Source organism: Oceanobacter antarcticus (assembly GCF_044962685.1).
Classification (GTDB): Bacteria; Pseudomonadota; Gammaproteobacteria; order Pseudomonadales; family Oceanobacteraceae; genus Oceanobacter; species Oceanobacter antarcticus.
This window is the reverse complement of the sequence record NZ_JBBKTX010000011.1, coordinates 30,815-52,956: the sequence shown is the minus strand read 5'-3', so window position 1 is coordinate 52,956 and position 22,142 is coordinate 30,815. Positions and strand designations below refer to the sequence as shown.

General features: G+C 54.5%; 21 protein-coding genes. 8 read left to right on the top strand and 13 right to left on the bottom strand.

Translation table 11 applies throughout. The features are described from left to right. The first annotated feature begins 108 nt into the window (after positions 1-108). Positions 109-1,185, top strand: coding sequence for an aldo/keto reductase (locus WG929_RS10275; RefSeq protein ID WP_416205957.1), 1,077 nt, complete (start codon positions 109-111; stop codon positions 1,183-1,185). A 227-nt stretch (positions 1,186-1,412) separates the two neighbouring features. Here WG929_RS10275 and WG929_RS10270 read toward each other — a convergent pair whose 3' ends face one another. The 4 genes from WG929_RS10270 to doeB2 all read right to left on the bottom strand — a co-directional run bounded on the left by WG929_RS10270 (position 1,413) and on the right by doeB2 (position 6,633). Beyond that, the gene (locus WG929_RS10270; RefSeq protein ID WP_369855891.1) at positions 1,413-2,786 is read right to left on the bottom strand and encodes an NAD-dependent succinate-semialdehyde dehydrogenase; all 1,374 of its coding nucleotides are present in this window, start codon (positions 2,784-2,786) and stop codon (positions 1,413-1,415) included. A 96-nt stretch (positions 2,787-2,882) separates the two neighbouring features. Beyond that, positions 2,883-4,160 (bottom strand): ectoine hydrolase, encoded by a 1,278-nt coding sequence (doeA, locus tag WG929_RS10265; protein WP_369855892.1) that lies wholly within the window; start codon positions 4,158-4,160, stop codon positions 2,883-2,885. Then, positions 4,157-5,395: an aspartate aminotransferase family protein gene (locus WG929_RS10260; RefSeq protein WP_369855893.1), complete on the bottom strand. Its 1,239-nt coding sequence runs from the start codon at positions 5,393-5,395 to the stop codon at positions 4,157-4,159. Before WG929_RS10260 ends, doeA begins: the two co-directional genes overlap by 4 nt. Before the next feature lie 56 nt (positions 5,396-5,451). Continuing rightward, positions 5,452-6,633 carry a N(2)-acetyl-L-2,4-diaminobutanoate deacetylase DoeB2 gene (doeB2, locus tag WG929_RS10255; RefSeq protein WP_416205956.1) on the bottom strand — a complete coding sequence of 394 codons (1,182 nt, stop codon included), beginning with the start codon at positions 6,631-6,633 and terminating at the stop codon, positions 5,452-5,454. A gap of 1,047 nt (positions 6,634-7,680) precedes the next feature. Here doeB2 and WG929_RS10250 point away from each other — a divergent pair. Further along, on the top strand, positions 7,681-7,854 hold the full coding sequence (locus WG929_RS10250; RefSeq protein WP_369855895.1) for an RSP_7527 family protein: 174 nt from the start codon (positions 7,681-7,683) through the stop codon (positions 7,852-7,854). Positions 7,855-8,105: 251 nt separating this feature from the next. On the opposite strand, the gene WG929_RS10245 is transcribed toward WG929_RS10250, so the two are convergent. From WG929_RS10245 to WG929_RS10235, 3 genes are all read right to left on the bottom strand, one after another. Beyond that, on the bottom strand, positions 8,106-8,483 hold the full coding sequence (locus WG929_RS10245; protein ID WP_369855896.1) for a DUF3127 domain-containing protein: 378 nt from the start codon (positions 8,481-8,483) through the stop codon (positions 8,106-8,108). 83 nt (positions 8,484-8,566) lie between these two features. Next, positions 8,567-9,199 carry a MarC family protein gene (locus WG929_RS10240; RefSeq protein ID WP_369855897.1) on the bottom strand — a complete coding sequence of 211 codons (633 nt, stop codon included), beginning with the start codon at positions 9,197-9,199 and terminating at the stop codon, positions 8,567-8,569. A 64-nt stretch (positions 9,200-9,263) separates the two neighbouring features. Next, on the bottom strand, positions 9,264-10,514 hold the full coding sequence (locus WG929_RS10235; protein WP_416205955.1) for an ABC transporter substrate-binding protein: 1,251 nt from the start codon (positions 10,512-10,514) through the stop codon (positions 9,264-9,266). A 443-nt stretch (positions 10,515-10,957) separates the two neighbouring features. Here WG929_RS10235 and WG929_RS10230 point away from each other — a divergent pair, with 443 nt between their 5' ends. Both WG929_RS10230 and pgi read left to right on the top strand, forming a co-directional pair. Then, the gene (locus tag WG929_RS10230) at positions 10,958-11,614 is read left to right on the top strand and encodes a bifunctional 4-hydroxy-2-oxoglutarate aldolase/2-dehydro-3-deoxy-phosphogluconate aldolase (RefSeq protein ID WP_369855899.1); all 657 of its coding nucleotides are present in this window, start codon (positions 10,958-10,960) and stop codon (positions 11,612-11,614) included. 154 nt (positions 11,615-11,768) lie between these two features. Next, complete coding sequence (gene pgi, locus WG929_RS10225; protein ID WP_416205954.1) at positions 11,769-13,427, top strand: glucose-6-phosphate isomerase; 1,659 nt, start codon at positions 11,769-11,771, stop codon at positions 13,425-13,427. Positions 13,428-13,544: 117 nt separating this feature from the next. On the opposite strand, the gene WG929_RS10220 is transcribed toward pgi, so the two are convergent. The 5 genes from WG929_RS10220 to WG929_RS10200 form a co-directional block, all read right to left on the bottom strand. Continuing rightward, complete coding sequence (locus WG929_RS10220; RefSeq protein WP_369855901.1) at positions 13,545-14,372, bottom strand: outer membrane beta-barrel protein; 828 nt, start codon at positions 14,370-14,372, stop codon at positions 13,545-13,547. Positions 14,373-14,534: 162 nt separating this feature from the next. Then, positions 14,535-15,356, bottom strand: coding sequence for a bifunctional DNA-formamidopyrimidine glycosylase/DNA-(apurinic or apyrimidinic site) lyase (gene mutM, locus WG929_RS10215; protein WP_416205953.1), 822 nt, complete (start codon positions 15,354-15,356; stop codon positions 14,535-14,537). A 121-nt stretch (positions 15,357-15,477) separates the two neighbouring features. Beyond that, positions 15,478-15,636: a 50S ribosomal protein L33 gene (gene rpmG / locus WG929_RS10210; protein ID WP_369855903.1), complete on the bottom strand. Its 159-nt coding sequence runs from the start codon at positions 15,634-15,636 to the stop codon at positions 15,478-15,480. 11 nt (positions 15,637-15,647) lie between these two features. After that, positions 15,648-15,884, bottom strand: a complete 237-nt coding sequence (gene rpmB / locus WG929_RS10205) for a 50S ribosomal protein L28 (protein ID WP_303432752.1) — start codon at positions 15,882-15,884, stop codon at positions 15,648-15,650. A 170-nt stretch (positions 15,885-16,054) separates the two neighbouring features. Then, a complete protein-coding gene (locus WG929_RS10200) occupies positions 16,055-16,984 on the bottom strand; it encodes a LysR family transcriptional regulator (protein WP_369855904.1) in 930 nt (309 codons plus the stop codon). A gap of 112 nt (positions 16,985-17,096) precedes the next feature. Between WG929_RS10200 and WG929_RS10195 the strand changes: the two genes are divergently transcribed. Together WG929_RS10195 and WG929_RS10190 are read left to right on the top strand one after the other, a co-directional pair. Next, the gene (locus WG929_RS10195; protein ID WP_416205952.1) at positions 17,097-18,401 is read left to right on the top strand and encodes an SGNH/GDSL hydrolase family protein; all 1,305 of its coding nucleotides are present in this window, start codon (positions 17,097-17,099) and stop codon (positions 18,399-18,401) included. A 1-nt stretch (position 18,402) separates the two neighbouring features. Continuing rightward, positions 18,403-19,509 carry an alkene reductase gene (locus tag WG929_RS10190; RefSeq protein WP_369855906.1) on the top strand — a complete coding sequence of 369 codons (1,107 nt, stop codon included), beginning with the start codon at positions 18,403-18,405 and terminating at the stop codon, positions 19,507-19,509. Between the two features lie 42 nt (positions 19,510-19,551). Here the strand turns inward: WG929_RS10190 and radC are convergent, their stop codons facing one another. Next, a complete protein-coding gene (gene radC / locus WG929_RS10185; protein WP_369855907.1) occupies positions 19,552-20,226 on the bottom strand; it encodes a RadC family protein in 675 nt (224 codons plus the stop codon). A 144-nt stretch (positions 20,227-20,370) separates the two neighbouring features. Here radC and coaBC point away from each other — a divergent pair, with 144 nt between their 5' ends. After that, on the top strand, positions 20,371-21,579 hold the full coding sequence (coaBC, locus tag WG929_RS10180; protein WP_416205951.1) for a bifunctional phosphopantothenoylcysteine decarboxylase/phosphopantothenate--cysteine ligase CoaBC: 1,209 nt from the start codon (positions 20,371-20,373) through the stop codon (positions 21,577-21,579). Between the two features lie 48 nt (positions 21,580-21,627). Beyond that, entirely contained in the window at positions 21,628-22,086 is a 459-nt protein-coding gene (gene dut, locus WG929_RS10175; protein WP_369855909.1) for a dUTP diphosphatase, read from the top strand. The last annotated feature ends 56 nt before the right edge of the window (positions 22,087-22,142 follow it).

Sequence of the window (22,142 nt, the reverse complement as noted above, 5' to 3'; positions counted from 1 at the left end):
GAGTCTGCGAGTTTCTGCCAGCGGTTCTGACAGCTTCTGGCGATAGCATAACCCCATGCCTTTGCCACAGTCGCACAGGCAATCACAAACCAACCAAGGTGACTTGTTATGCCAACCACACCCAATATTACTCCCCCGGCCACCAATTCAGGCGGGATGCGTATGCGTCAGCTGGGCAATTCCGGCTTGTTTGTGTCTGAACTGTGCCTTGGCACCATGACTTTTGGTGGCAGTGATGGCATCTGGGGCATGATCGGCCAGCTACAACAGCAACAAGTCGATGAACTGGTGACGACCGCACTGGCGGCAGGCATCAATTTTATCGATACCGCCAACGTCTACGGTGGTGGCGCCAGCGAACGCTTGCTGGGCCAGTCATTAAAGAACCTGTGCGTTAACCGCAGCGAGGTCGTGATTGCGACCAAGGTGCTCGGCCCCATGGGTGCCAGCCCCAATACTCGGGGGGCATCACGTGGCCACATTATGAGCCAGTGCAAGGCCAGCTTGCAGCGCCTGCAACTCGACTACATTGATCTTTACCAGATTCACGGTTTCGACAAGGCAACGCCAATCGCAGAAACCCTCGAAGCCCTCAACACTCTGGTACAACACGGGTTGGTGAACTACATCGGGCTATCGAACTGGGCTGCCTGGCAAGTGATCAAAGCGGTCGGCATCGCCGAAGCCCGTCGACTGTGCCCGATTATCTCGCTGCAGGCCTATTACACCCTTGTCGGCCGCGATCTCGAACGGGAAGTCATCCCCATGCTCGAAGCGGAAAACATCGGCTTGATGGTCTGGAGTCCTCTGGCCGGTGGCTACCTGTCGGGTAAATACGAAGGCCCGGAAGCATCGGAAGAAAACCGTCGCGCCAAGTTCGACTTCCCACCGGTCAACCGCGAGCGCGGCAGTCAGGTCATTGACGTGATGCGAGGCATTGCCGCCAAAAAACAAACCAGCGTAGCGCGGATTGCACTGGCCTGGCTGCTTCACCAGCAAGCCGTCACCAGCGTGATTATCGGTGCCAAACGCATCGATCAACTGCAGGACAATATCGCGGCAACCCAGGTGCAACTGACGCTTGAGGAGCGAGCAATGTTGGATGAAGTCAGCCGTTTGCCAGACGAATATCCGGGCTGGATGCTGGAACGTCAGCTGGAATATCGGGCGCATATGCAAGGCTGAGCCAAACGCAGCAAGGGCGGGTTAATCACCCGTCCGTCTTCGTCTTAGCCGAGTTTATTAGCCGTGACTCCAGAGTGGACGTTCGGGTGGTCTTGGGAGGGCTTTAAGGCAATGGCAGTAGCGTCACCGGGTTAGATTATTGTTTGCCAATCATCGCATCAATGATACTTAATTGATTATCTCGCTGGGGTAAAACACCCATGCAGACAGCAGCATGGGTGCCTCGTTTAGCCTATCCACACCTGTTTGGCGTTGGTGAACTCCCGAATTCCTTGCGGCCCCAGTTCGCGACCGTAGCCGGATTTTTTGATACCACCGGATGGCAGCCGTGGATCGGTTTTGACGATGCCGTTCACCGCCACTTGTCCGGCTTGCAGGCGCAGGATGGCCTGACGTTTCTGCCGTGGGGTATTGGTCCAGATGCTGGCACCAAGGCCGTATTCTGTGGCGTTGGCGACCGTGATAGCGTGCTCAAAATCGTCGACTTTCATCACCGCCATCACAGGCCCGAAGGTTTCTTCTTCAAAGGCGGCCATGCCCGGTTCGACGTCTACCAGCAAGGTCGGCGGGTAATAAAATCCCGGACGATGTAGTGGTTCACCACCCAACAGGCAGCGAGCACCGGCGTTAATGGTGTCGGCGACCTGGCGATGCAGGTTGTTCATTAAATCCTGACGGGCGATCGGGCCTATCTGGGTGTCGTCCAGCAACGGGTCGCCAATCACCAATTGTTCCATCCGGCTGGCCAGCTTGTCGACAAAGTCGTCGTACACTGGTGCTTCGACCAGTATCCGTTTGGCGGCAATACAGGATTGACCGGCATTGATCATGCGCGACAACACGACGATGTCTGCAGCCTTGTCGAGGTCGGCATCGGCCATCACGATGCAGGGGTCTGAGCCACCCAGCTCCAGTACAGCATGTTTGATTTCGGCAGCAGCAATGCTGGCAACTTTGGCACCAGCGGCACTGGAGCCGGTAAATGACACCGCCTGAATTGCCGGATGCCGAATAGCCGCTTCGATCTGTTCCGTCGCCACGGTCAGATTGACCATAATGTGGGCTGGTACTTTGTTGACCGCACATACGTCATCAAAGACCGTCTCAATCAGCTGTGCACAGCCCTGCACATTCGGATCGTGTTTCATCACGCAGGTGTTACCGGCCATCAGCGCCGGAGCGAGAAACCGGAATGCCAGCCACAGCGGCGCATTCCAGGGCAAAATACCCAACACCGCACCTAATGGTTGATAGGTGACATAGCTTTGCACAGCGTCCGATTCAATCGATTCACTGTCGAGATACACCGCTGCCTGTTCAGCGTAATGTTCGGTGCACCAGGCGGCTTTTTCCACTTCTGCCAATCCTTCCCGGATTGGCTTGCCCATTTCCAGTGCCATCATCTCGGCCAGCGCCTGCTTGCGTTCACGCAGCTTGGCCGCAACCCCCAGCATTACTTTGCAACGCAAGCTCAATCGGGCACTGCCCCAGTCTTGATAGGCGTTGGTGGCCTGTGTTATGCGCTGATTTATGTCATCCACAGACAGTGTGGGGTAAGTTTCCAGCACCATCCCGGTGGTCGGGTTTGTTACCGTCAGCATACTATCTCCTGCGGCTGCCGCTGCGGATATCCAACAGGGCAGCTCGGTTAATTCAAGGGTCTGGTCAGCCATCGAGTCTATCGATGGCTTATCGCATCAGGCATCGGCGGTTTTCTTTTTGGCTGCGGGCTTGTCTGCCAGTGCCAGCTCGGCGGGGGCAGATTCTGGCTTGCGGGCAACGGCACCCAGATCCACCAGATTGCTGCTCGGCTCCGGCTTCACCACAAAATCCCGCTCCATACTGAAGAAGGACTTGCAGCCCTGGTCAGTGATGTAAATGGTATCGGAGATGCCGCAGGTCTTGTCGCCGTCGACGCCCCACATCCAGGGAATAATATGGAAGGTCATACCCTCTTCCAGAATTGCCGAATCGCCCTGATTGAGGCTGACAATGTAGCCTTCATCCCAGCTCGGTGGAAAGGCGATGCCGATCGAGTACCCGGAGCGGGTCGCCAGCCGGGCACCCACATCGTTGTCGGAAATGATATTACGGATCATGTTATCCACATCCGAGACGGTCATGCCCGGCTGCACAAACTCGTGCACGGCATCTAACGCCTGCTTCATCTTTTCCTGCGCTTTGTACATGGAATCACTCAGCTCGCCAAGTACCACGGTGCGCATCATGGCGGTGTGGTAACGCCGATAACAACCGCCGACTTCCAGGAAGATATGTTCGTTCGGCTGCACCACCCGTCCTTCCCAGGTCGCATGACCAATCATTGAGCGAGGGCCGGAGGTGACATAGGGCATCACCGCCGGGGTTTCGCCACCAGCGCGGAACATGCCGGAGCTGATGGCGGCACCAATTTCGTTCTCACTGGCACCCGCCATGCAAGCCTCAATACCTGCGGCCATACCCGCTTCGGTGGCAGTAGCGGCCCGTTGCATAATCCCGATTTCGTGTACGGATTTACAAATCCTCCCTTGCTCAACAATGCCAAAGCAGTCCAGCAGCTTGGCATTACGCATCCGGGTGTGGATAAAGTCCTGGTGGTAGGCCGGGAAAAAGTAGGAGTTACGTTCGTAACCAATACGTTTGTTGGCCAAGCCAAATTCAGTCAGCGCATCCACCAGCATCTGGATGGCATCGCCGGTATCCGGGTAAGGACGGGTCACTTCCACCCAGGTGCGATGAATCACATTGGATTCTTCCATCGCCCGCGTGATCATGAATGGTTCGGCTTCCAGCGGTACTACCAGCGCCTGAAAGAAACTGTAGCCGGTGGTCTGGTAATCGGTCAGGTACATGATGTTTTCCGGGTCGGAAATCACCACGGCGTCGAGCCGGCGGTAGGCAATACGCTCTCGCAGGGCGTCCATCCGGCGTACGTATTCTTCGTGCGGGAAAGTCATATCATCACGCTGTCTCATCGGGCTGCCTCCAGTGCGTTGTCGGTGGCACGAACCAGAATGGCCAGTCCGGCCCTGAGGTCACTTTCAGGAATGGTTAACGGTGGAATCAGCTTCAGCACCCGACCACCGGTGCCGCAACTGGCGATCAGCAGACCGTTGTCAAAGCACTCGGCCACGATAGCTTTGGCGTGTTCGGTATCCGCCACATCGAGGCCAATGATCATGCCCTTGCCACGAATGGCAACCTGTGAATATTTGCGCGCCAACGGTGCCAGAGCGGTGTTCATCACCTCGGTGTAGTTCGCCACCTGATCCATCAGTTCACTGTCGCGGAAGTAGTTCAGCGCCTCGACACCCGCCACAAAGGACAGGTTCTGGCCCCGGAAGGTGCCGGTATGCTCACCCGGTGACCAATGTTTGTCGTGCTCCGGTTTGACCAGGTTCATCGCCATCGGTGTGCCCATACCACCAATGCCCTTGGCCAGACAGATAATGTCTGGGTCGATGCCAACATCATCAAAGCTGAAAAACGACCCGGTGCGGCCACAGCCCACCTGGATTTCATCAACAATCAATAAGGCACCATGGTCATGGGCGAGGGCTTGCAGTGCCTGCAACCATTCTTTGCTGGCGACATTGACGCCGCCTTCGGCCTGAATGGTTTCGACAATAAAGGCAGCCGGCGGCTCAACGCCGCTGGACGCATCGGCGTATTGTTCACGCAGTTTGTCCAGATGCGTGATTTCTGCAAACGGCTGATGCGTGACGTTATCGAGCGCAACGCCTGCCGCACCCCGGAAGTAACTGTTGGCGGTACAAGCCAGCGCACCCAGTGTCATGCCATGGAAGCCTTTCGAGAAGGCCACGACCTGCCGCCGTCCGGTAACCCGCCGCGCCAGTTTCAAAGCGGCTTCAACAGCATTGGTGCCGGTTGGCCCCATAAACTGCATCCGGTGCTCCATGGCGCGTGGTTCCAGAATCACGCTTTCAAACACTTCCATATAGCGACGCTTGGCGGTGGTGTGCATATCCAGACTGTGCAGCACACCGTCTTGCTGGATGTAGTCGATCACCGCCGCTTTCATGCGTTCGTTATTGTGGCCAAAATTCAGTACCCCGGCCCCGGCAAAAAAATCGATATATTCATTGCCCTGCTCATCAATCTGACGGGCGTTGGAGGCTTTATCGAACACCACGGGATAAACACGACAGTAGGCACGAATATCGGACTCACGTTGCGTAAAAATGCTCATCAATTACTCCTTCATCAAACAAAACTGGCGGAACCGGTTGGGTAACATCGGTCTGCTCAGGGTTGGGGGGCATGCACCAGCCGGGCATACAAACGGGTCACCTGTTCAATCAGGCGATCGTTAAAATCGTAATGGGGACTGTGACAGGGCCAGGCGGGTGCCGAGCCGTCATCGGAACCGACCAGCGCAAATGCGCCGGGAATCTCATTGAGGTAATAGCTGAAGTCTTCCGACGCCATAATGGGCAAGCGCACGCCATGCTCTAGCGCCTGAGCACCAAACAGTTGTTCCCACCCCTGACGCATCTGACGCGCCTGCTCCGGGTGATTGATGGTGGCTTCGTAACGGGGCTGGTGATCAACCTCTGCCGCGACGCCATAACCAGCGGCTGTGTGCTGACAGATTTCGTCGATCAGCGAATTCACCTGCAAACGGGTGGCGCTGTCTGGCACCCGGATGCTGCCGGATATGACGGCGTTCTGGGCGATCACCGTCGGAGCGCTGACCGCTTCGATCGAGGTTACACTGACCACGGCGGCCTGCTGCGGTGCCAGACGACGACTGACAATCTGCTGCAACGCCATCACCAGCGCACTGGCCGCCAATACCGGATCCCGACACAACTCCGGTTGACTGGCATGGCCGCCACGACCACTCACCCGAATCTGGAAGGTGCCGTTGCCACACATCACAATGCCATTGGGACAGGCCAGATGACCAAACGGAATCGCGGGCCAGTTGTGCCAACCGAAGATGGCGTCTACCCCTTCCAGCGCACCGTCGTCGATCATGGCCTTGGCACCATGTCCGCCTTCTTCGGCAGGCTGAAACACCAGCGTCACCGGCGCTGGCAACGCTGTTTCGTTGAGCTTCAGCCAGTGCGCCGTCGCCAGCAAGGTAGCGCTGTGGCCATCGTGACCACAGGCATGCATACAGCCATCCTGACGCGACTGCCAGGCAACGCCGGTTTGTTCCTGAATCGGCAACGCGTCCATATCGCCACGCAGGGCAATATGCGGGGAGAGAGTATCACTGGAACGAATACTCGCATGCGCACCGCCAAGCCAGGCGACCGTACCGGTACGAGCACAAGGACGCCAGCGAATACCCAGATGATCCAGTCGTTGACGCACAACCAGGGCCGTGTGCTCTTCCTCCCAACTCAACTCCGGCTGCTGATGCAACTGCCGCCTCAACACCGTGGCTTGGGTGATTACTTCAGACCAGTTATTCGCCATCACACATCCTCCGGTTCATACACAGGCTTCAGCACAGGGCGTTCCGATTAACGTGTTGGCTTGATTCAATTGTCTACTTTGCCATACGCTAAAAATTTTAATCCTTTAAAAACAATGAGTTATAGCGCACAAAAAAGTGACACGGTAGAGTGTGAAAATATTTTTAAAATATATTAAAGCTATATAAATAGTTAATTTAAAACAATCACACTATCAACAAAGTTGACAAAATAAAGAGGGTTTAGCCAGAACGGCGAGTTTTAACAACCATAGAGAATAAATAAATAGCTATAAAGACCAGAAAAAACTATACAAACAAGAGACAAGAAACTAACGATCGATAGAATGGTAATAGCGCACAAAAATAATGCCTTTAGATCTTTTTTGGTGCAAAAAAAACCCGCACTTGGCGGGTAGAAGGTCGGGGGGTGTCAAAACAAGGGCCTTGCCAGGCATTTGCAGATTCCCGAAAGATCCGCCGATGCCGTAAACCGGTGGTTGTTCTTTTAAAAGTAGCAGCCAGGACAGCATGCGCCGGGATTCGAGGAATATTTGTTCAAATAATCACCAATTGGCCAGTCTGTTTTATGGCGTACCGTCTCTGAGCTGCCAGACAGGACTTTCTCACCGACATCGTCCGCTCATGTACCGCGACCACCTGCGGACATTACCGCGCTGCCTATACACATATCGCAATGAACAAGTGATGGTTAACAGGAAATAAATCAAGGGCATATGGCAGGTGTCAGGGCCAAGTCATCCTTGATCTTGGGGAAGCGTCTATATATGTCCCCTAAATATTACTCACGTTTTTTAAAGTAACAAAGATCCAAATCCACACTCATGGATATAGCAAAAATGCTTCAAACCGGCTTTTTATGGGGGCTTATAGAATAAATGGGGAAATGATCCGAGCGATCACAACCTGGAGACGGCATTCAAATGGTTAGTTTATTTCAGCATTCTGATTAGAAAGCTTCGCTTTTTTGCCGGTACAAAGATCACTACTATGATTCTGCAAGCTAACCCAACCAAGGAGTTCATCTTATGAACAACAACGACCTCTCAGTCAACGTCTGCAGCAAAGACGAAATTGATATGCACATTGCCCAAGCCAAACAAATGCGTTCTGATTATATGGCGGCTTTTTTCAGCGACCTGATGACCAGCATCAAACATGCATTCCACATCAAATCTCACAAAATGATTTCCGGCCACTAAGTTCCAGACGTCTTTCAGGCACCACCGACACAATAATAAGTCGTCGGCACCCAGCCTGAGTCTGGCAACGATTTTTGCTTCACACTATTCGAAGACGTAATGGGGGCCACATGGCTACCCAATTGTCTCCGACCTACCCTGAACCACTCTTCTCCCTGCATTCCCTGCATATCCAAACAACCACTTGATTACTGACTGGCAAAAGGTGAAGGCCCCCCGCGACCAGAGAGCGTCCAGCGGCCTGAAGATATTCAGAAGGGTACGTCATCGTCATAGTTCGGCATACTCTGGGCGAACGGATCGCCACCTCCAGACTGCACTGACTCGCCCGCCCGCTCAACACGCCAGGCCTGCAGACTGGTAAAACATTTCTCCGGCTTACCTGGTGCATTCCACAGGCGACCAGAGAAATTGAAACTCACCTGGATTTCATCACCAAGATTGTAGCTGTCCATCAAGGCACATTTGTCTTTGATCAGTTCCAGCGCAACATAATTCGGGTATTCGGCTTTCTCACCCTCCCCCGTCAGCTTGATCACAAATTCACGCTTGGTGAAGCCGTTCTGACCGTAGGCTTTGGTCTCGTCAATGGAATGCACGATTCCCTGCAATTCAAACGCTTTGGACATGATTACCCCCTGAATATTGATGGCAATATCATAACATCGAATCCCGCCGTGGGTTTCCGATCAGTCAATACTGCGTCCTTATCTCAACTGGCTTGTACTGCTGTGGTGATGATAATGGCTGAATTTATGCCTTCAACCAGCATTTGCACACCAATAACGGCCAGAATCAGTCCCATCAGCCGAGTAATGATGCCAAGCCCGTTTTCACCGATGACCGAGAGAATTCTGGCGCTGAAAACAAAACAGTAAAAAGTAATAAAACACAGTACGGTGAACGCAAAAACGGTCAGGACAATTTCCAGCCACCCACCCGCTGCCGAATAATTCATGGCGGTGGCGATGGTGCCTGGCCCGGCAAGCAGTGGCACTGCCATCGGTGAGACCGCAATGTCAGTATCAGAATCTTCTTCGGCCGTGTGTAGCTTTGAATTTGCCCCCTGCAACATGTGATAGCCGATGATAAACACCAGCACACCGCCGGTTATGCGCAGGGCAGGCAAAGTGATGCCAAACAGGTGGAAAATTGATTTTCCCAGCACAGCAAACAACAACACAATCACAAAGGTAATGGTCAGTGCTTTTTTAGCGATTTTACGCTGCTCGCTGGCGCTTTTTTCACCAGCCAGTCCAAAAAAAACCGTGGTATTGGCGATTGGGTTCATGATGGCAAAAAAGGCCATAAAAACCGCCAGGGCATGCTCAAGTAATGGATTCATCGTGCCTTCATTTCAGAATGGAGATTAGCGACAAGGTATGGAATAACAAATGCCAAGCAGGGGGTCAGCGCGCCGCATCAATCGCATGCGCCAGCTTGTCGACCGCCTCTTTGGCGGACAGGTTCTTGCTGTTATAAAAAGCCGTCACGACGTCATAAATGGCGCTCTGTACCTGCGAACTCGTTGCCATACCATGCGCCATACTCGGTACCAGTTGAGCAGTCGCCGCGCTGGCAACAAAAGCATCCATTGAAGCATGCGCGCAGCTGTCGAATACCGCACGATCCATCCCTAACCGCGCCGGAATAGAACCCTTGTTGACGTTGAAGGTTTGCTGGAACTTCGGTTCCATTACCAGCCGCGCCAAATCAGCCTGAGCTGCCCTGGCCTTGGAATCGCGTAGCTCGAACATGGCAAAACTGTCGATATTAAAGATAAAGGCACCACTGGTATCCGGTGCGGCCAGACACACATAATCGACATCGGCATGCTGACCAGCGGCGGTGAATTCGCCTTTCGCCCAGTCACCCATGATTTGCATCGCAGCTTCACCATTACTCACCATGCGGGTGGCAAGGTGCCAGTCCCGGCCAGGTGCATCGGCATCGGTGTATTCGCGGGTTTTCCTGAAGGTTTCAAACACCTTGACCATGGTCGCGCTGGTCAGGGTTTTCTGGTTCAGATCAACAAAAGCGCTGGAGTAGAACTCCGCGCCGCCAACCCCCAGCGCCACGGTTTCAAAGAAAGTGGCGTCCTGCCAAGTCTGGCCACCATAAGCCAGTGGCAGAATACCCTTGGATTTTAATACGTTGGCCACTTCAAAAAACTGATCCCAGGTTGTCGGTATGGCAACTCCGGCCTTGCGGAACACGTCGGGATTAGCCCACAACCAATTCACTCGATGGACATTCACCGGCACCGCAACATACTCACCCTGATATTTCATCATATTGCTGACCACCGGAGGCAGTAGCTCATCCCAGTGGCCAGCGCTGGCAATGCTATCCAGCGATGTCAGTAAGCCCTGTTCGCCCCATTCCTGAATCTGCGGCCCCTTGATCTGAGCAGCAGCCGGTGGATTGCCAGAAAGTGCCCTGAATTTCAGCACGGTCATGGCGGTTTCACCGCCACCACCGGCAACAGCAACCTCTTTCCAGGAGTGGCCGCTGGCTCGCAGCTCCTCTTTCAGAACCTCAATTGCAGCAGCCTCTCCGGTAGAGGTCATGTAATGGAGCACCTCCACGTCACCCGCCAGAACAGCGGTGGACAGCAGCATCAAGGTGATAGCGCTAACGAACAGGTTGATCGTCGCCATGTGAGCAGTCCTTTTCTTATTTTGATACACGACAGACAAGGAGTCCCTGTCGGCCAGTTCAAGGTATCAAGTTCCATGCAGCAAGACAGTATGATTCAGTACGGAAAACTTGCAAAGTGCTACGAAGAAAATCTGGCGGCTGTGTGGATAACTAAATAACTACACGGCATCAACAAAAGAGGGCACCATGGTGTCTCAAATCTGTGCATCGCCCTCTCCGGCTCGACACGATAGCAGGCGTTTGCTAGCCAGACAGCTCATTATCCGCCGCCAACCAGACAGGAGCGGATCTTGCATCTGAATAGCATCAACACGCTCGAAGCCTGCGGGTTCTTGGCCACTGGTGATAAGTACCGATTTTTATCCCCGTTTGCCATGCCCTGTAATACACAAGCCGGATTATCCGGGCAGTCTGATCCATAAGCCGCGCGCAAGGAGTTGTTATGACAGCAAGCAATTATCCAGACACCTTTATCCAGCAAATTGATGATCTGGTCGCTTTGGCACCGGTGATTCCGGTATTAAAAATCGAACATCTGGAAGACGCCGTACCACTGGCCCAGGCACTGGTCGACGGGGGCTTGCCAGTGCTGGAAATCACCCTGCGCAGCGATGCTGCACTGGATGCCATCCGCGCCATCTGCAAGGAAGTCAAAGGCGCTCGCGTCGGCGCTGGCACCGTTACCAATGTCACCAACCTGCAGGCCGCTATCGACGCCGGCAGTGAATTTATCTTTACCCCTGGCGCTACACCAGCGCTGCTGGCTGGCGCTATCGCCGCCAACATTCCAATGGTGCCCGGCATACAGACCGTATCCGAAATGATGACCGCGATGGATTTTGGCTACCGTCGCTTCAAGTTTTTTCCGGCCGCTGCCGCCGGTGGCACCGCCATCCTGAAATCCATTGCCGGCCCCTTCCCTGAAGTGCGTTTCTGCCCTACCGGCGGTATTCGCCCGGCCAATGCCAACGAATACCTGTGCCTCAGCAATGTCATGTGTGTCGGCGGCACCTGGCTAACCCCGGATGATCTGCTCGAAGCCAAAGACTGGGATGGCATTCGCGAGCTGGCCAGGGCGGCCAGATCCCTGCGCGGCTGAACCAGAACAACCAGCGGCTGAGAAACAGATGCACGACGAAACGTCAGCAGGGGCCAACGGGATGTGGGCACAGCAAGCGTTGTCTCACCCGTCCTCTTGCTGTAACAACGAACAATAACAATCCGCTTACCGTAAGACAGATAAGGAATACGTCATGTCCGCCGTTACCCAATTACCCGCCTGGCAAGCTTTGCAGCAACGCATCGAAACGGCACTTGAAACCCCCATACTGTCGCTGTTCGATGACCCGGAGCGGTTTGACAAATATTCGCTCAAGGTTCAGAACATCCTGTTGGATATCTCCAAAAACCCGATTGACGATGACACCTTCCAGCAACTGCTGGAACTGGCACGCCAGTGTGATCTGGAAAAACGTCGCGACGCCATGTTTAACGGTGAGCACATCAATGTGACTGAAGACAGGGCAGTATTACATACCGCCTTGCGTAACCGTGGTCATTCACCGGTTTACGTGGATGGCGAAGATGTCATGCCCATCATTGAACACGAACTCAAACGTATGCGAGTGTTTGTCAATGCCGTACGCAAGGGCCGCTGGCGAGGACATTCCGGCAAGCGGATTACTGATGTGGTCAATATCGGTATTGGTGGCTCTGATCTCGGCCCCCGGATGGTGACTCAGGCGCTCAAGCCCTACGCCGACGACCAGATCAATATCCATTTTGTTTCCAACGTCGACGGCATGGAAATCGCCAACGTCCTGAAAGGGCTGAACCCGGAGCGGGTGTTGTTTGTTGTCGCGTCCAAAACCTTTACCACCTCCGAAACCATGACCAACGCCCAGACTGCCCGCAACTGGCTGATGGCTTCCTCGTTCGACAGCCGTGCCGTCGCCCAGCACTTTGTTGCCGTATCCAGCAATGCGGTCGCGGTAAAAGCCTTCGGCATCAAACTGGAAAATACCTTCCAGATGTGGGATTGGGTCGGTGGCCGCTTCTCGCTGTGGTCTGCCATTGGTCTGCCCATTGCCTTATACCTGGGCTTCAAGCAGTTTGAAGAATTGTTACAGGGTGCCCACGATATGGACTTGCACTTCCGTAACGAGCCACTGGAACGTAACGCCCCGATGTGGCTGGCACTGACCACCCTGTGGAACAGCACTTTCCTGGGTCGTCATAGTCAGGCCATCCTACCGTACGATTGGCCGCTAAAAAAATTCTCTGCTTACTTGCAACAGGCCGAAATGGAAAGCAACGGTAAATCCGTTGATCGCAACGGCGACATCGTTCCTTACACCACCGGTTCGATTATCTGGGGACAGCTGGGTATCGACGGCCAGCATGCCTTTTATCAGTACCTGCATCAGGGCAACACCATCGTACCCGCTGACTTTATTGGTTCGGTAGAAAGCAGCACCCCAGTAGCGGGCCACCATGAAAAACTGATGGCCAACTTCTTCGCCCAGACCGAAGCCCTGATGTGTGGCATCAACGCCGACGACGTACGTCGTGACCTGACCGCCAAGGGCATGTCGAGCGCCAATATCGAACGCCTGATCCCGCACAAGATCCACCAGGGGAATCGGCCAACCAACAGTCTGATTCTGGATCACCTGAGTCCACGCACTCTGGGTGCCCTGATTGCGCTGTATGAGCACAAGATTTTTATCCTTGGCACGATCTGGGACATCTGCTCATTCGACCAATGGGGCGTCGAGCTGGGCAAAACCCTGGCGCAAAACATCCTGCCCGAACTGCAAAGCGGCGACGTTCGTGACGATCACGATGACTCCACCCGCAACCTGATGCAGTACTTTGTCGACCAACGCAAAAGTATCGGAAATATGGAATAAACGGGAAGAGGGAATAAACGGAAAGAGGGAAAGTATTTGGGCTGCCGGAAAACGATTCAGGCAGCCATCATTGCAGAGACGCGACGAAAGCAAGATATTAGAGGACGACTATCAGCCTCAGAAATACACCCGCAAACCCAGATCCACGCTATTGATACCTGAATCATAACCATCGCCATCACTGCTCAGGTCATAGCGTGTGTAACCCAACCCGGCACCAAAAGCATCATCCAGGCGGACATCCAGACCCACGCCATACAGCAAGCCAAAACCATCCATACTGGTAGAGCCAGACGCGGTTTCACGCTCGGTCGACCAGCGATGCAAGCCCAGCTTGAACATCAGATCCGTATGTTTGAATATATGGCGACCAAAGCGGGTGGCTACCTGAATGGAAGACGTCGTGTCATTAAAAGCACCCAGCGAGGCTGAGCTTTTTACCTTGGCTTCACCCAGGCTTTGATAACCCAGCAACACATCGAAGCGACTACGATCAACCAGCTCAAAACGGGTACCGAAGAACACCCCCAGTGTCGTTACACCAACCGACTCGGATTCGCTCGTAACACCTGCCGTACCCACCGTTGCTTCAACAAAGTGATCAATGGTCTTGCCAGCACCTTCTTTGACTTCGCTCACAGCGTAATTGGTTTTGCCACAGCCCAGACAGCGAACAAAAGCCGCCTGCAACGGGGTCACCACCATGGCTTCTGCTGCTTCATCCGAATTACCACCCATCAGCGTAAACGGCAGCGTCACAGAATAAAGCACCGCACCCGCCTGCGAGATGATGAAATAGAGCGGGCGCACCAGCAAGGTGTCTGCCACCATGGCACCCACACTTGGTGTCTCTTCAAAATCTTCCGCCTGCGCCATAGCCGACATCGTCAGCACACAGGCTGCAAGTCCGATACGTAAGGAGGTTCTCAGGGCCGTCAGTTGCATCGTGGTTCCTCGTTTAGCTCCACATGAGAATGTCGCGGACTATAGCAGCACTCTGCGATCACGTCACTGACGCAACTTCCGAGCTGTGACATAGAGGTTATTCTCAATATTCTGAGAGCCACAGGCACTCAACAGGCCCGGTCTATACCTCGCAACGAACGTCTACTTTTGACAGGTCGGGCAGTACACCGTCGCTCGCTGGCCTTGCCGAATCTCATACAATACCGCCTCGCAGACCCGACACGGCTTGCCGCCACGCCCATACACCTGCAACTGCTGGGCAAAATAACCGGGATTACCATCGCTGTTGACGAAATCACGTAACGTCGTGCCTCCCTGCTCAATTGCCTGCGCCAGTACCTGACGGATACAAGCCAACAAGCGGGCAAATCTGGGTTTACTGATTTTGCCAGCTGCTGTCGTTGGCCGAATACCGGCCATAAACAGACTCTCATTGGCGTAGATATTACCGACCCCAACCATGGTGTGGTTATCCATGATAAACAGCTTGATTGCCTGCTTCTTGCCACGACTGCGCTGATACAACGACTCGGCCGACAAGCCGGACAGCGTTTCGGCTAATAACGGCTCTGGCCCCAGCGAGGCAATCTGACTCAGCTGCTCTCCCGGCGGCTGCCACAGCAACGCACCAAAGCGCCTGGGGTCGTGATAGCGCAAAATCCAGCCACTCTCTAACACCCAGTCAATATGGTCATGAATACGAGGATCTTCCTCTTCTTTCACCAATCGTAGAGACCCCGACATGCCCAGATGCCAGACCGCCGTACCGGTAGCAAACTGCACCAGCAAATACTTGCCCCGACGGCTCAGGCCCGTCACCCGTTGGCCCGCCAGCGCAGACACCTCTTCAGCAACCGGCCAGCGTAAGCGCGGCTGACGCACAACGACGCCCTGAATAGTCTGGTTCAGCAGGTACGGTTCAATACCGCGCAGGGTCGTTTCTACTTCAGGAAGCTCTGGCATGGTTTGGATTGTATCGGATGTTGATAACAGGAAGAGCCTGGCGGCGAGCGCCAGATACGAAAAAACCCGGTTATAGCTCAGGAGCTATCCGGGTTTTTCAAGCCTGCACAGGAAGGATCAATTACTTGATCTTGGCTTCCTTGTACATCACATGCTTGCGGATAACGGGATCAAATTTCTTGATTTCCATTTTCTCAGGCATGGTGCGCTTGTTCTTGTCTGTAGTGTAGAAGTGACCGGTACCGGCACTGGACACCAGACGGATTTTGTCGCGTGGCATAATCAGTCTCCTTAGAATTTTTCGCCGCGAGCACGCAGCTCGGCCAGCACCGGATCGATGCCTTTCTTGTCGATAATACGCATACCTTTAGTTGATACACGCAGACGAACAAAACGGCTTTCGCTTTCTACCCAAAAACGGTGGTATTGCAAGTTGGGTAAAAAACGGCGCTTGGTTTTGGTATTTGAGTGGGAAACGTTATTCCCGGAAACAGGACCTTTTCCTGTTACCTGACAAACCTTAGACATGGATCTAGCCCCGATTCTTAACTGTATCGATCAATCTGAATTTCGTTAGCAACCGTGGGCATGGAGCGCTTTTTCAAGCGACACCAGAGAGGCCCTGGCTGAAAAGAGTTGCGCTTTATACCAAAACGACAAGCGCCACGCAAGCTGAAGTTTGTTTTTTTGTACGAAATTCACTCGAAACCAGAGGGGGTTTCCGGCAGCCGAACGTGCTCCGCCAGAAAGTCCAGAAACACCCGGATCCGCTGTGGCATCAACGCTCCCTGACCCACGTATACCGCGTAAAAAGTCTCTTGGTCACCAGGGTTCCATGGCTCCAATACGGGTAACAAACGGCCGGTGCGAATATCATTTTCAACCTGAAAGCGGGAGAGTCGTGCAAGCCCCGCCCCCGCCAGCACCAACTGCCGTAATGCCTCGCCATTACTGACCCGAAGATGATTCCCAGGATAAATCACCGTTTCTTCCGACGTGCCATCCTGTAGCCGCCAGCCAGAATCGGCACGCCGATAATTCACATCCAGCAATAGGTGACCCGCCAGCTCGCCCGGAGTCTGCACCAGCCCCCGCTCCTCAAAATACCGGGGAGCACCGACAATAACTTTTGCAGTACTCCCCAGGTGACGAGCAATCAAGCCCGAGTCTCGCATTGGTCCAGCTCTGACCGCAACATCGGTTCGGTGCTCATACAAATCCATCACTTCATCTGCGAGCACGATGTCCAATTGCACCTGCGGATAACGTGTGTAAAAAGCAGGCACCATAGGAAGTAAAAGATGCTGCCCATAAGGGACATTGACATTCACTCTCAGGCGTCCCTTTGGCACACTGCTGGCCGCAGCACTGCACTCAGCATCATCCAGATCGGCCAGGATACGAACACCCCGTTCATAAAAGACGCAGCCTTCTGTGGTCAAACGCAATTGGCGACTGGAACGAACCAGTAGGCGTGTCCCCAAACGCACTTCCAGACGAGCAACCAACTTGCTGACCGCAGACGGCGTCATATCCAGAGCTCTGGCGGCGGCTGAAAAATTACCTGCATCAACCACCCGAACAAACACTTCGAGTTCAGCGGATCGATTGATTTCCTGACGAGCCATAAAGCCACACTCTATGAATCTATTTCATACATGGTAGGCATTCTGAATATCTGTTTCCAAGTACTTTTTTGACGGATTCTGTCGCTCAATCCATGACAGAGGAAATCAGACAATGAAACGCCACCTTTCGCTTTGGGCCACGACTCTGCTAACAGCCTTGGTCAACATACCCGTGAGCACTGCCGCCCAGACGGACCACTGGATAACCAGCTGGACAGCCAGCCCACAACCCGTTTGGGATGAATCTTTTATTTTTCCGACCAACCTGCCAGCCACATTGAAGGATCAATCCATTATTCAGAATGCACGCATCAGCCTGGGAGGAAACCGCTTTCGGCTGGTGTTGGGCAACGAATACGGCAAAACACCGATTGTTATTGGTCATGCCAGTGTGAGACTGGAGCAGGGTAGCAAAAACACAACTGTCCAGCCGACCGCAGTGACCTTTCATGGCCAGACAGTTGCCCGGATCATGCCGGGGGCGCGACTTATCAGCGATCCGATTGCATTACCGATTCCCGATCTCTCCCAAGTGACCGTCGCGCTTTATCTTCCCGAGCCAACGCCAGTCCAAACGTTCCACTGGGATGCCAGACAAACCAGCTGGCTTGTTGCTGGTGATCAAACAGCGTCGATGACAACACCGTCACAACTCAGAGACGCATTGAGCAGTACAGCCCGAGCCATCCTCAGTGGCATTGAGGTCAATACCAACCAACAGGCCAGTACCGTTGCGGTTCTGGGCGACTCTATAACCGATGGGGCGACGGCCTCTCTGGACACCAACAGCCGCTGGACTGACTTTCTGGCACAACGTCTTATCCGGGAAAATCAGGCCGTGATCAATGCCGGCATTTCCGGAGCCAGATTACTGGTTGATGGCATGGGTGAAAACGCACTGGCCAGGCTGGAGCAGGACGTACTGTCACAACCCGGTGTCAAAACACTGATCGTCCTGATGGGCATCAATGACATTGCCTGGCCAGGCACTGCCTTTGCCCCGGACAGCCAGATGCCGTCACTTGATCAATTGACCGAGGGGTATCGTCAACTCGTTCGTTTGGCAAAACGTCAGGGCATCCGTGTATTGGTCGCCACACTCCCGCCATTCAAGGGTGCTCTTCCCGATACGCCGCTGGACAATTATTACCAGCCTGAAAAAGACCAGCTCCGTTTAACACTTAACCACTGGTTTAGAACGTCTGACATTTTCGCTGGTGTTATCGATATGGCAGCGATCCTTGAAGATCCACACAACACTGGTCACCTGAATCCAGTTTATGATTCAGGGGATCATTTACACCCGGGAGATCGCGGCAACCAGGCAATGGCAGAGAGTATCAGTCTTTCATTGCTGAAACCTTCGGCCTCACCACACCGTTCTGTGACGGTCAAGCAAACTGGCGCAGGAGAGTGACATGTTGTTTTCTCCTTATCAGCTGGGACACCTGCTCCTGCCCAATCGCATCATCATGCCCCCCATGACCCGAGCCAGAGCGACCAGCGGCGGGCTTGCAACCCGGCTAATGGCAGACTATTACGCCCAGAGAGCATCGGCTGGCCTGATTATTTCGGAAGGCACCCAAATTAGCCAGCAAGGCCAGGGCTACGCCTGGACTCCGGGGATATACACACCTGCCCAAGTGGCAGCATGGCAACACGTTACCCATGCTATTCATCAGCAAGGTGGCAGAATCTATGCCCAACTGTGGCACGTTGGCAGGCTCTCACATACGTCATTGCAAGCTGATGGGCAGTCGCCGGTTTCATCATCAGCACTACAAGCCAAAGGGGTGCAGGTGTTTATTGACCCGGAAAAACGAGGTCCGGCACTCGGCTCAGGCGAAATGGTCCAGCACTCCATGCCCAGGGCGCTGGAGCCGGGTGAAATCGGGGACATTATCAACGACTTCCGTCAGGCCGCCGAAAATGCCCTCAGAGCAGGCTTCGATGGTATCGAGCTGCACGCGGCCAATGGCTATCTGATCAATCAGTTTCTGGACTCCCGGGCGAACACCCGCGAGGATAAATACGGCGGATCACTGGAAAACCGGTTAAGGTTTTTGTCCGAAGTGGTAACGGCCACCACGCAGGTATATCCACCAGCCCAGGTAGGCGTAAGACTGTCTCCCCTGACCACACAACAGGGCACCATTGACGATACGCCAGAAGCTACTTACCTTGCTGCCGCTTCCCGTTTGCAGGAACTGAACGTGGGTTACCTGCATATTGCCGAGGCCGACTGGAGTGATGCGCCCATCATGCCGATACCGTTCAAACAGGCCATACGGCTTATTTTTCATGGCACCCTGATCTATTCCGGGAACTACAATCTGGATAAAGCCAATCAGGCAATCTCGACCGGCTGGGCCGACCTGATCGGATTTGGCCGACCATTTATTGCCAACCCGGATCTGCCTGAACGATTACGCTCTGGCTACCCTCTGTCATCGTTAAACCACGCCCATTTGTTTGGAGGAGACTCGGCAGGCTATACCGACTACCTGCCATACACAGCCAACTAACCAGAAGCTAACCAGAAAACGTTCCGGGTCTGGCGGCAAGTGTTACACCCAGCCCCGCTCGGCAAAGGACACTTCTTCGCCATCACCAACAACAATATGATCAAGCACCCGGATATCCATCAACCCCAGTGCTTGTTGCAGCTTATCGGTAATATGCCGATCCGCCCGGCTTGGCTCCGCCACTCCGGAGGGGTGATTATGGGCAAAGATCACAGCGGCTGCGCCGCAGGCCAGCGCCTGCTTAGCCACCTCACGCGGATAAACCGCCGCACCGTCAATCGTGCCCTGAAACAGCTCCTTGTACTTGATAACCCGGTTCTGGTTATCCAGAAACAGGCAGACGAACACTTCGTGGTCGCGATCCCGAATCTGCGATGCCAGATAACGCCGGGTCAGTTCCGGGCTGGTCAGGGCATCACCTTTTTGCAACTGCTCGGCCAAATGACGCCGGGCCATTTCCAGCACCGCCTGTAACTGGGCAAACTTGGCTGACCCTAACCCCAACGGCTGACAAAAACGCGTTTCACTGGCCATCAGCAACGGTCGCAGACCGCCGAAGTCTGCCAATAGCTCGCGTGCCAGATCCACCGCACTCTTGCCCTTGACGCCGGTGCGCAGGAAGATCGCCAGCAACTCCGCGTCAGACAATGCCTCGGCTCCTTGGGCCAATAATTTTTCTCGGGGACGTTCCTGGGCTGGCCAATCGGTGATTGCCATAAGCTGCCTCCTTGCAGTGATGTGGGCATCCGTTATATCTGCGCTGTACGTGTGTGCCGACAGTGCCTGCGCCATGAAAGACGCCTTCAATCCGCCGCTGCGTTATACTGACGCCATTTTACCCCGGTACTGACGAGTCCTGCCATGCTGCAACTAGCCAATAAACGTATTTTACTCGGTATAAGTGGCGGCATTGCTGCTTACAAATCGGCCGAATTGGTGCGTACCCTGACCAAGGCCGGTGCCGACGTTCGCGTGATCATGACGTCAGGCGCACTGGAATTTATCACGCCGTTAACACTACAAGCCTTGTCGGGAAATCCGGTACATCATGCCCTGCTGGATGAAACCGCAGAAGCCGGCATGGGCCATATCGAGCTGGCTCGCTGGGCCGACACCATACTGATTGCGCCAGCCACTGCCGACGTCATCGCCCGCCTTGCCGCTGGCATGGGCAACGATCTGTTAACCACGGTTTGTCTCGCCAGCGCCGCGCCGCTCTGCCTGGCACCCGCCATGAATCAGCAAATGTGGGCCGCACCGACCACCCAGAACAACCTCGCAACCCTGACACAACTGCTCGGAGAAAAGCTGGCCCTGTTTGGCCCCGACTCCGGCGCCCAGGCCTGTGGCGATATTGGCCCCGGCCGCATGTTGGAACCGGAAGCCATTGCCCGCCTGCTGGCCAATCGTTTCACAACCGGTGCATTGGCCGGTAAGCGCGTGGTGATTACCGCAGGCCCAACCCGCGAAGCCCTCGACCCGGTGCGTTACATCAGCAATCACAGCTCCGGCAAAATGGGTTATGCCTTGGCTCGGGCAGCACAGGAAGCCGGTGCTGAGGTAACGCTGATTTCCGGCCCCGTCCACCTGCCAGCACCGGACAGGGTTACGCTGGTATCGGTGGTTTCTGCCACCGATATGCTGGCCGCCGCATTAGCAACACTGGAGCACTGCGACCTGTTTATCGCCAGTGCCGCTGTCGCCGACTACCGCCCGGCAACGATTGCCGAACAGAAGATCAAAAAGGCGGGAGATGAAATCCAGCTCACGCTGGTCAAGAACCCCGACATCGTCGCCACCATTGCCCAACATAAAAATCGACCGTTTACCGTTGGCTTTGCTGCCGAAACCAACGATGTCGATGCCTACGCCCGCGCCAAACTCGAACGCAAAAACCTCGATATGATTATCGCCAACGACGTCTCGCGCCAGGATATCGGCTTTGGTGCCGACGATAATGCCGTCACGCTCTACAGCAAACACGGCTCGACCGAATTTACGGTCATGAACAAAGCCTTGCTGGCACGGCAACTACTCGCCGCCATTGCTATCCAGCTCGCGGTGCTATAAACCGCCTCGGTGCATCCACCGCTCATAAACAAACAGGAACCCGTTACCGTGAATACACTGCAATTCAAGATTCTCGACCAACGCCTGGGAGATACCATCCCGCTGCCAGAATACGCCACTCCCGGCTCGGCAGGGCTGGATCTGCGAGCCTGTATTGAAGAAGACAGCCTCACCATTGAGCCGGGCCAGACCGTACTGATCCCTACCGGTATGGCGATTTATATTGAAGATCCTGGCCTCGCCGCCATGCTGTTGCCCCGCTCTGGCCTCGGCCACAAACACGGCATCGTGCTGGGCAACCTGGTCGGCCTGATCGACTCCGACTACCAGGGGCCGCTCATGGTATCGTGCTGGAATCGAAGCGCTGAAGCCTTCACGCTGAATGTTGGCGAACGCCTGGCGCAACTGGTGCTGGTGCCGGTAGTGCAGGCCCAGTTCCGTCAGGTTGCAGAATTTACCGAAACCGAACGTGGCACTGGTGGTTTTGGCCACTCTGGCCGTCACTGATCGGCCCGTAGCGAGCCGTCGCCGCGTCAGGCTATACTGCCGCGCTTGCCACCAAT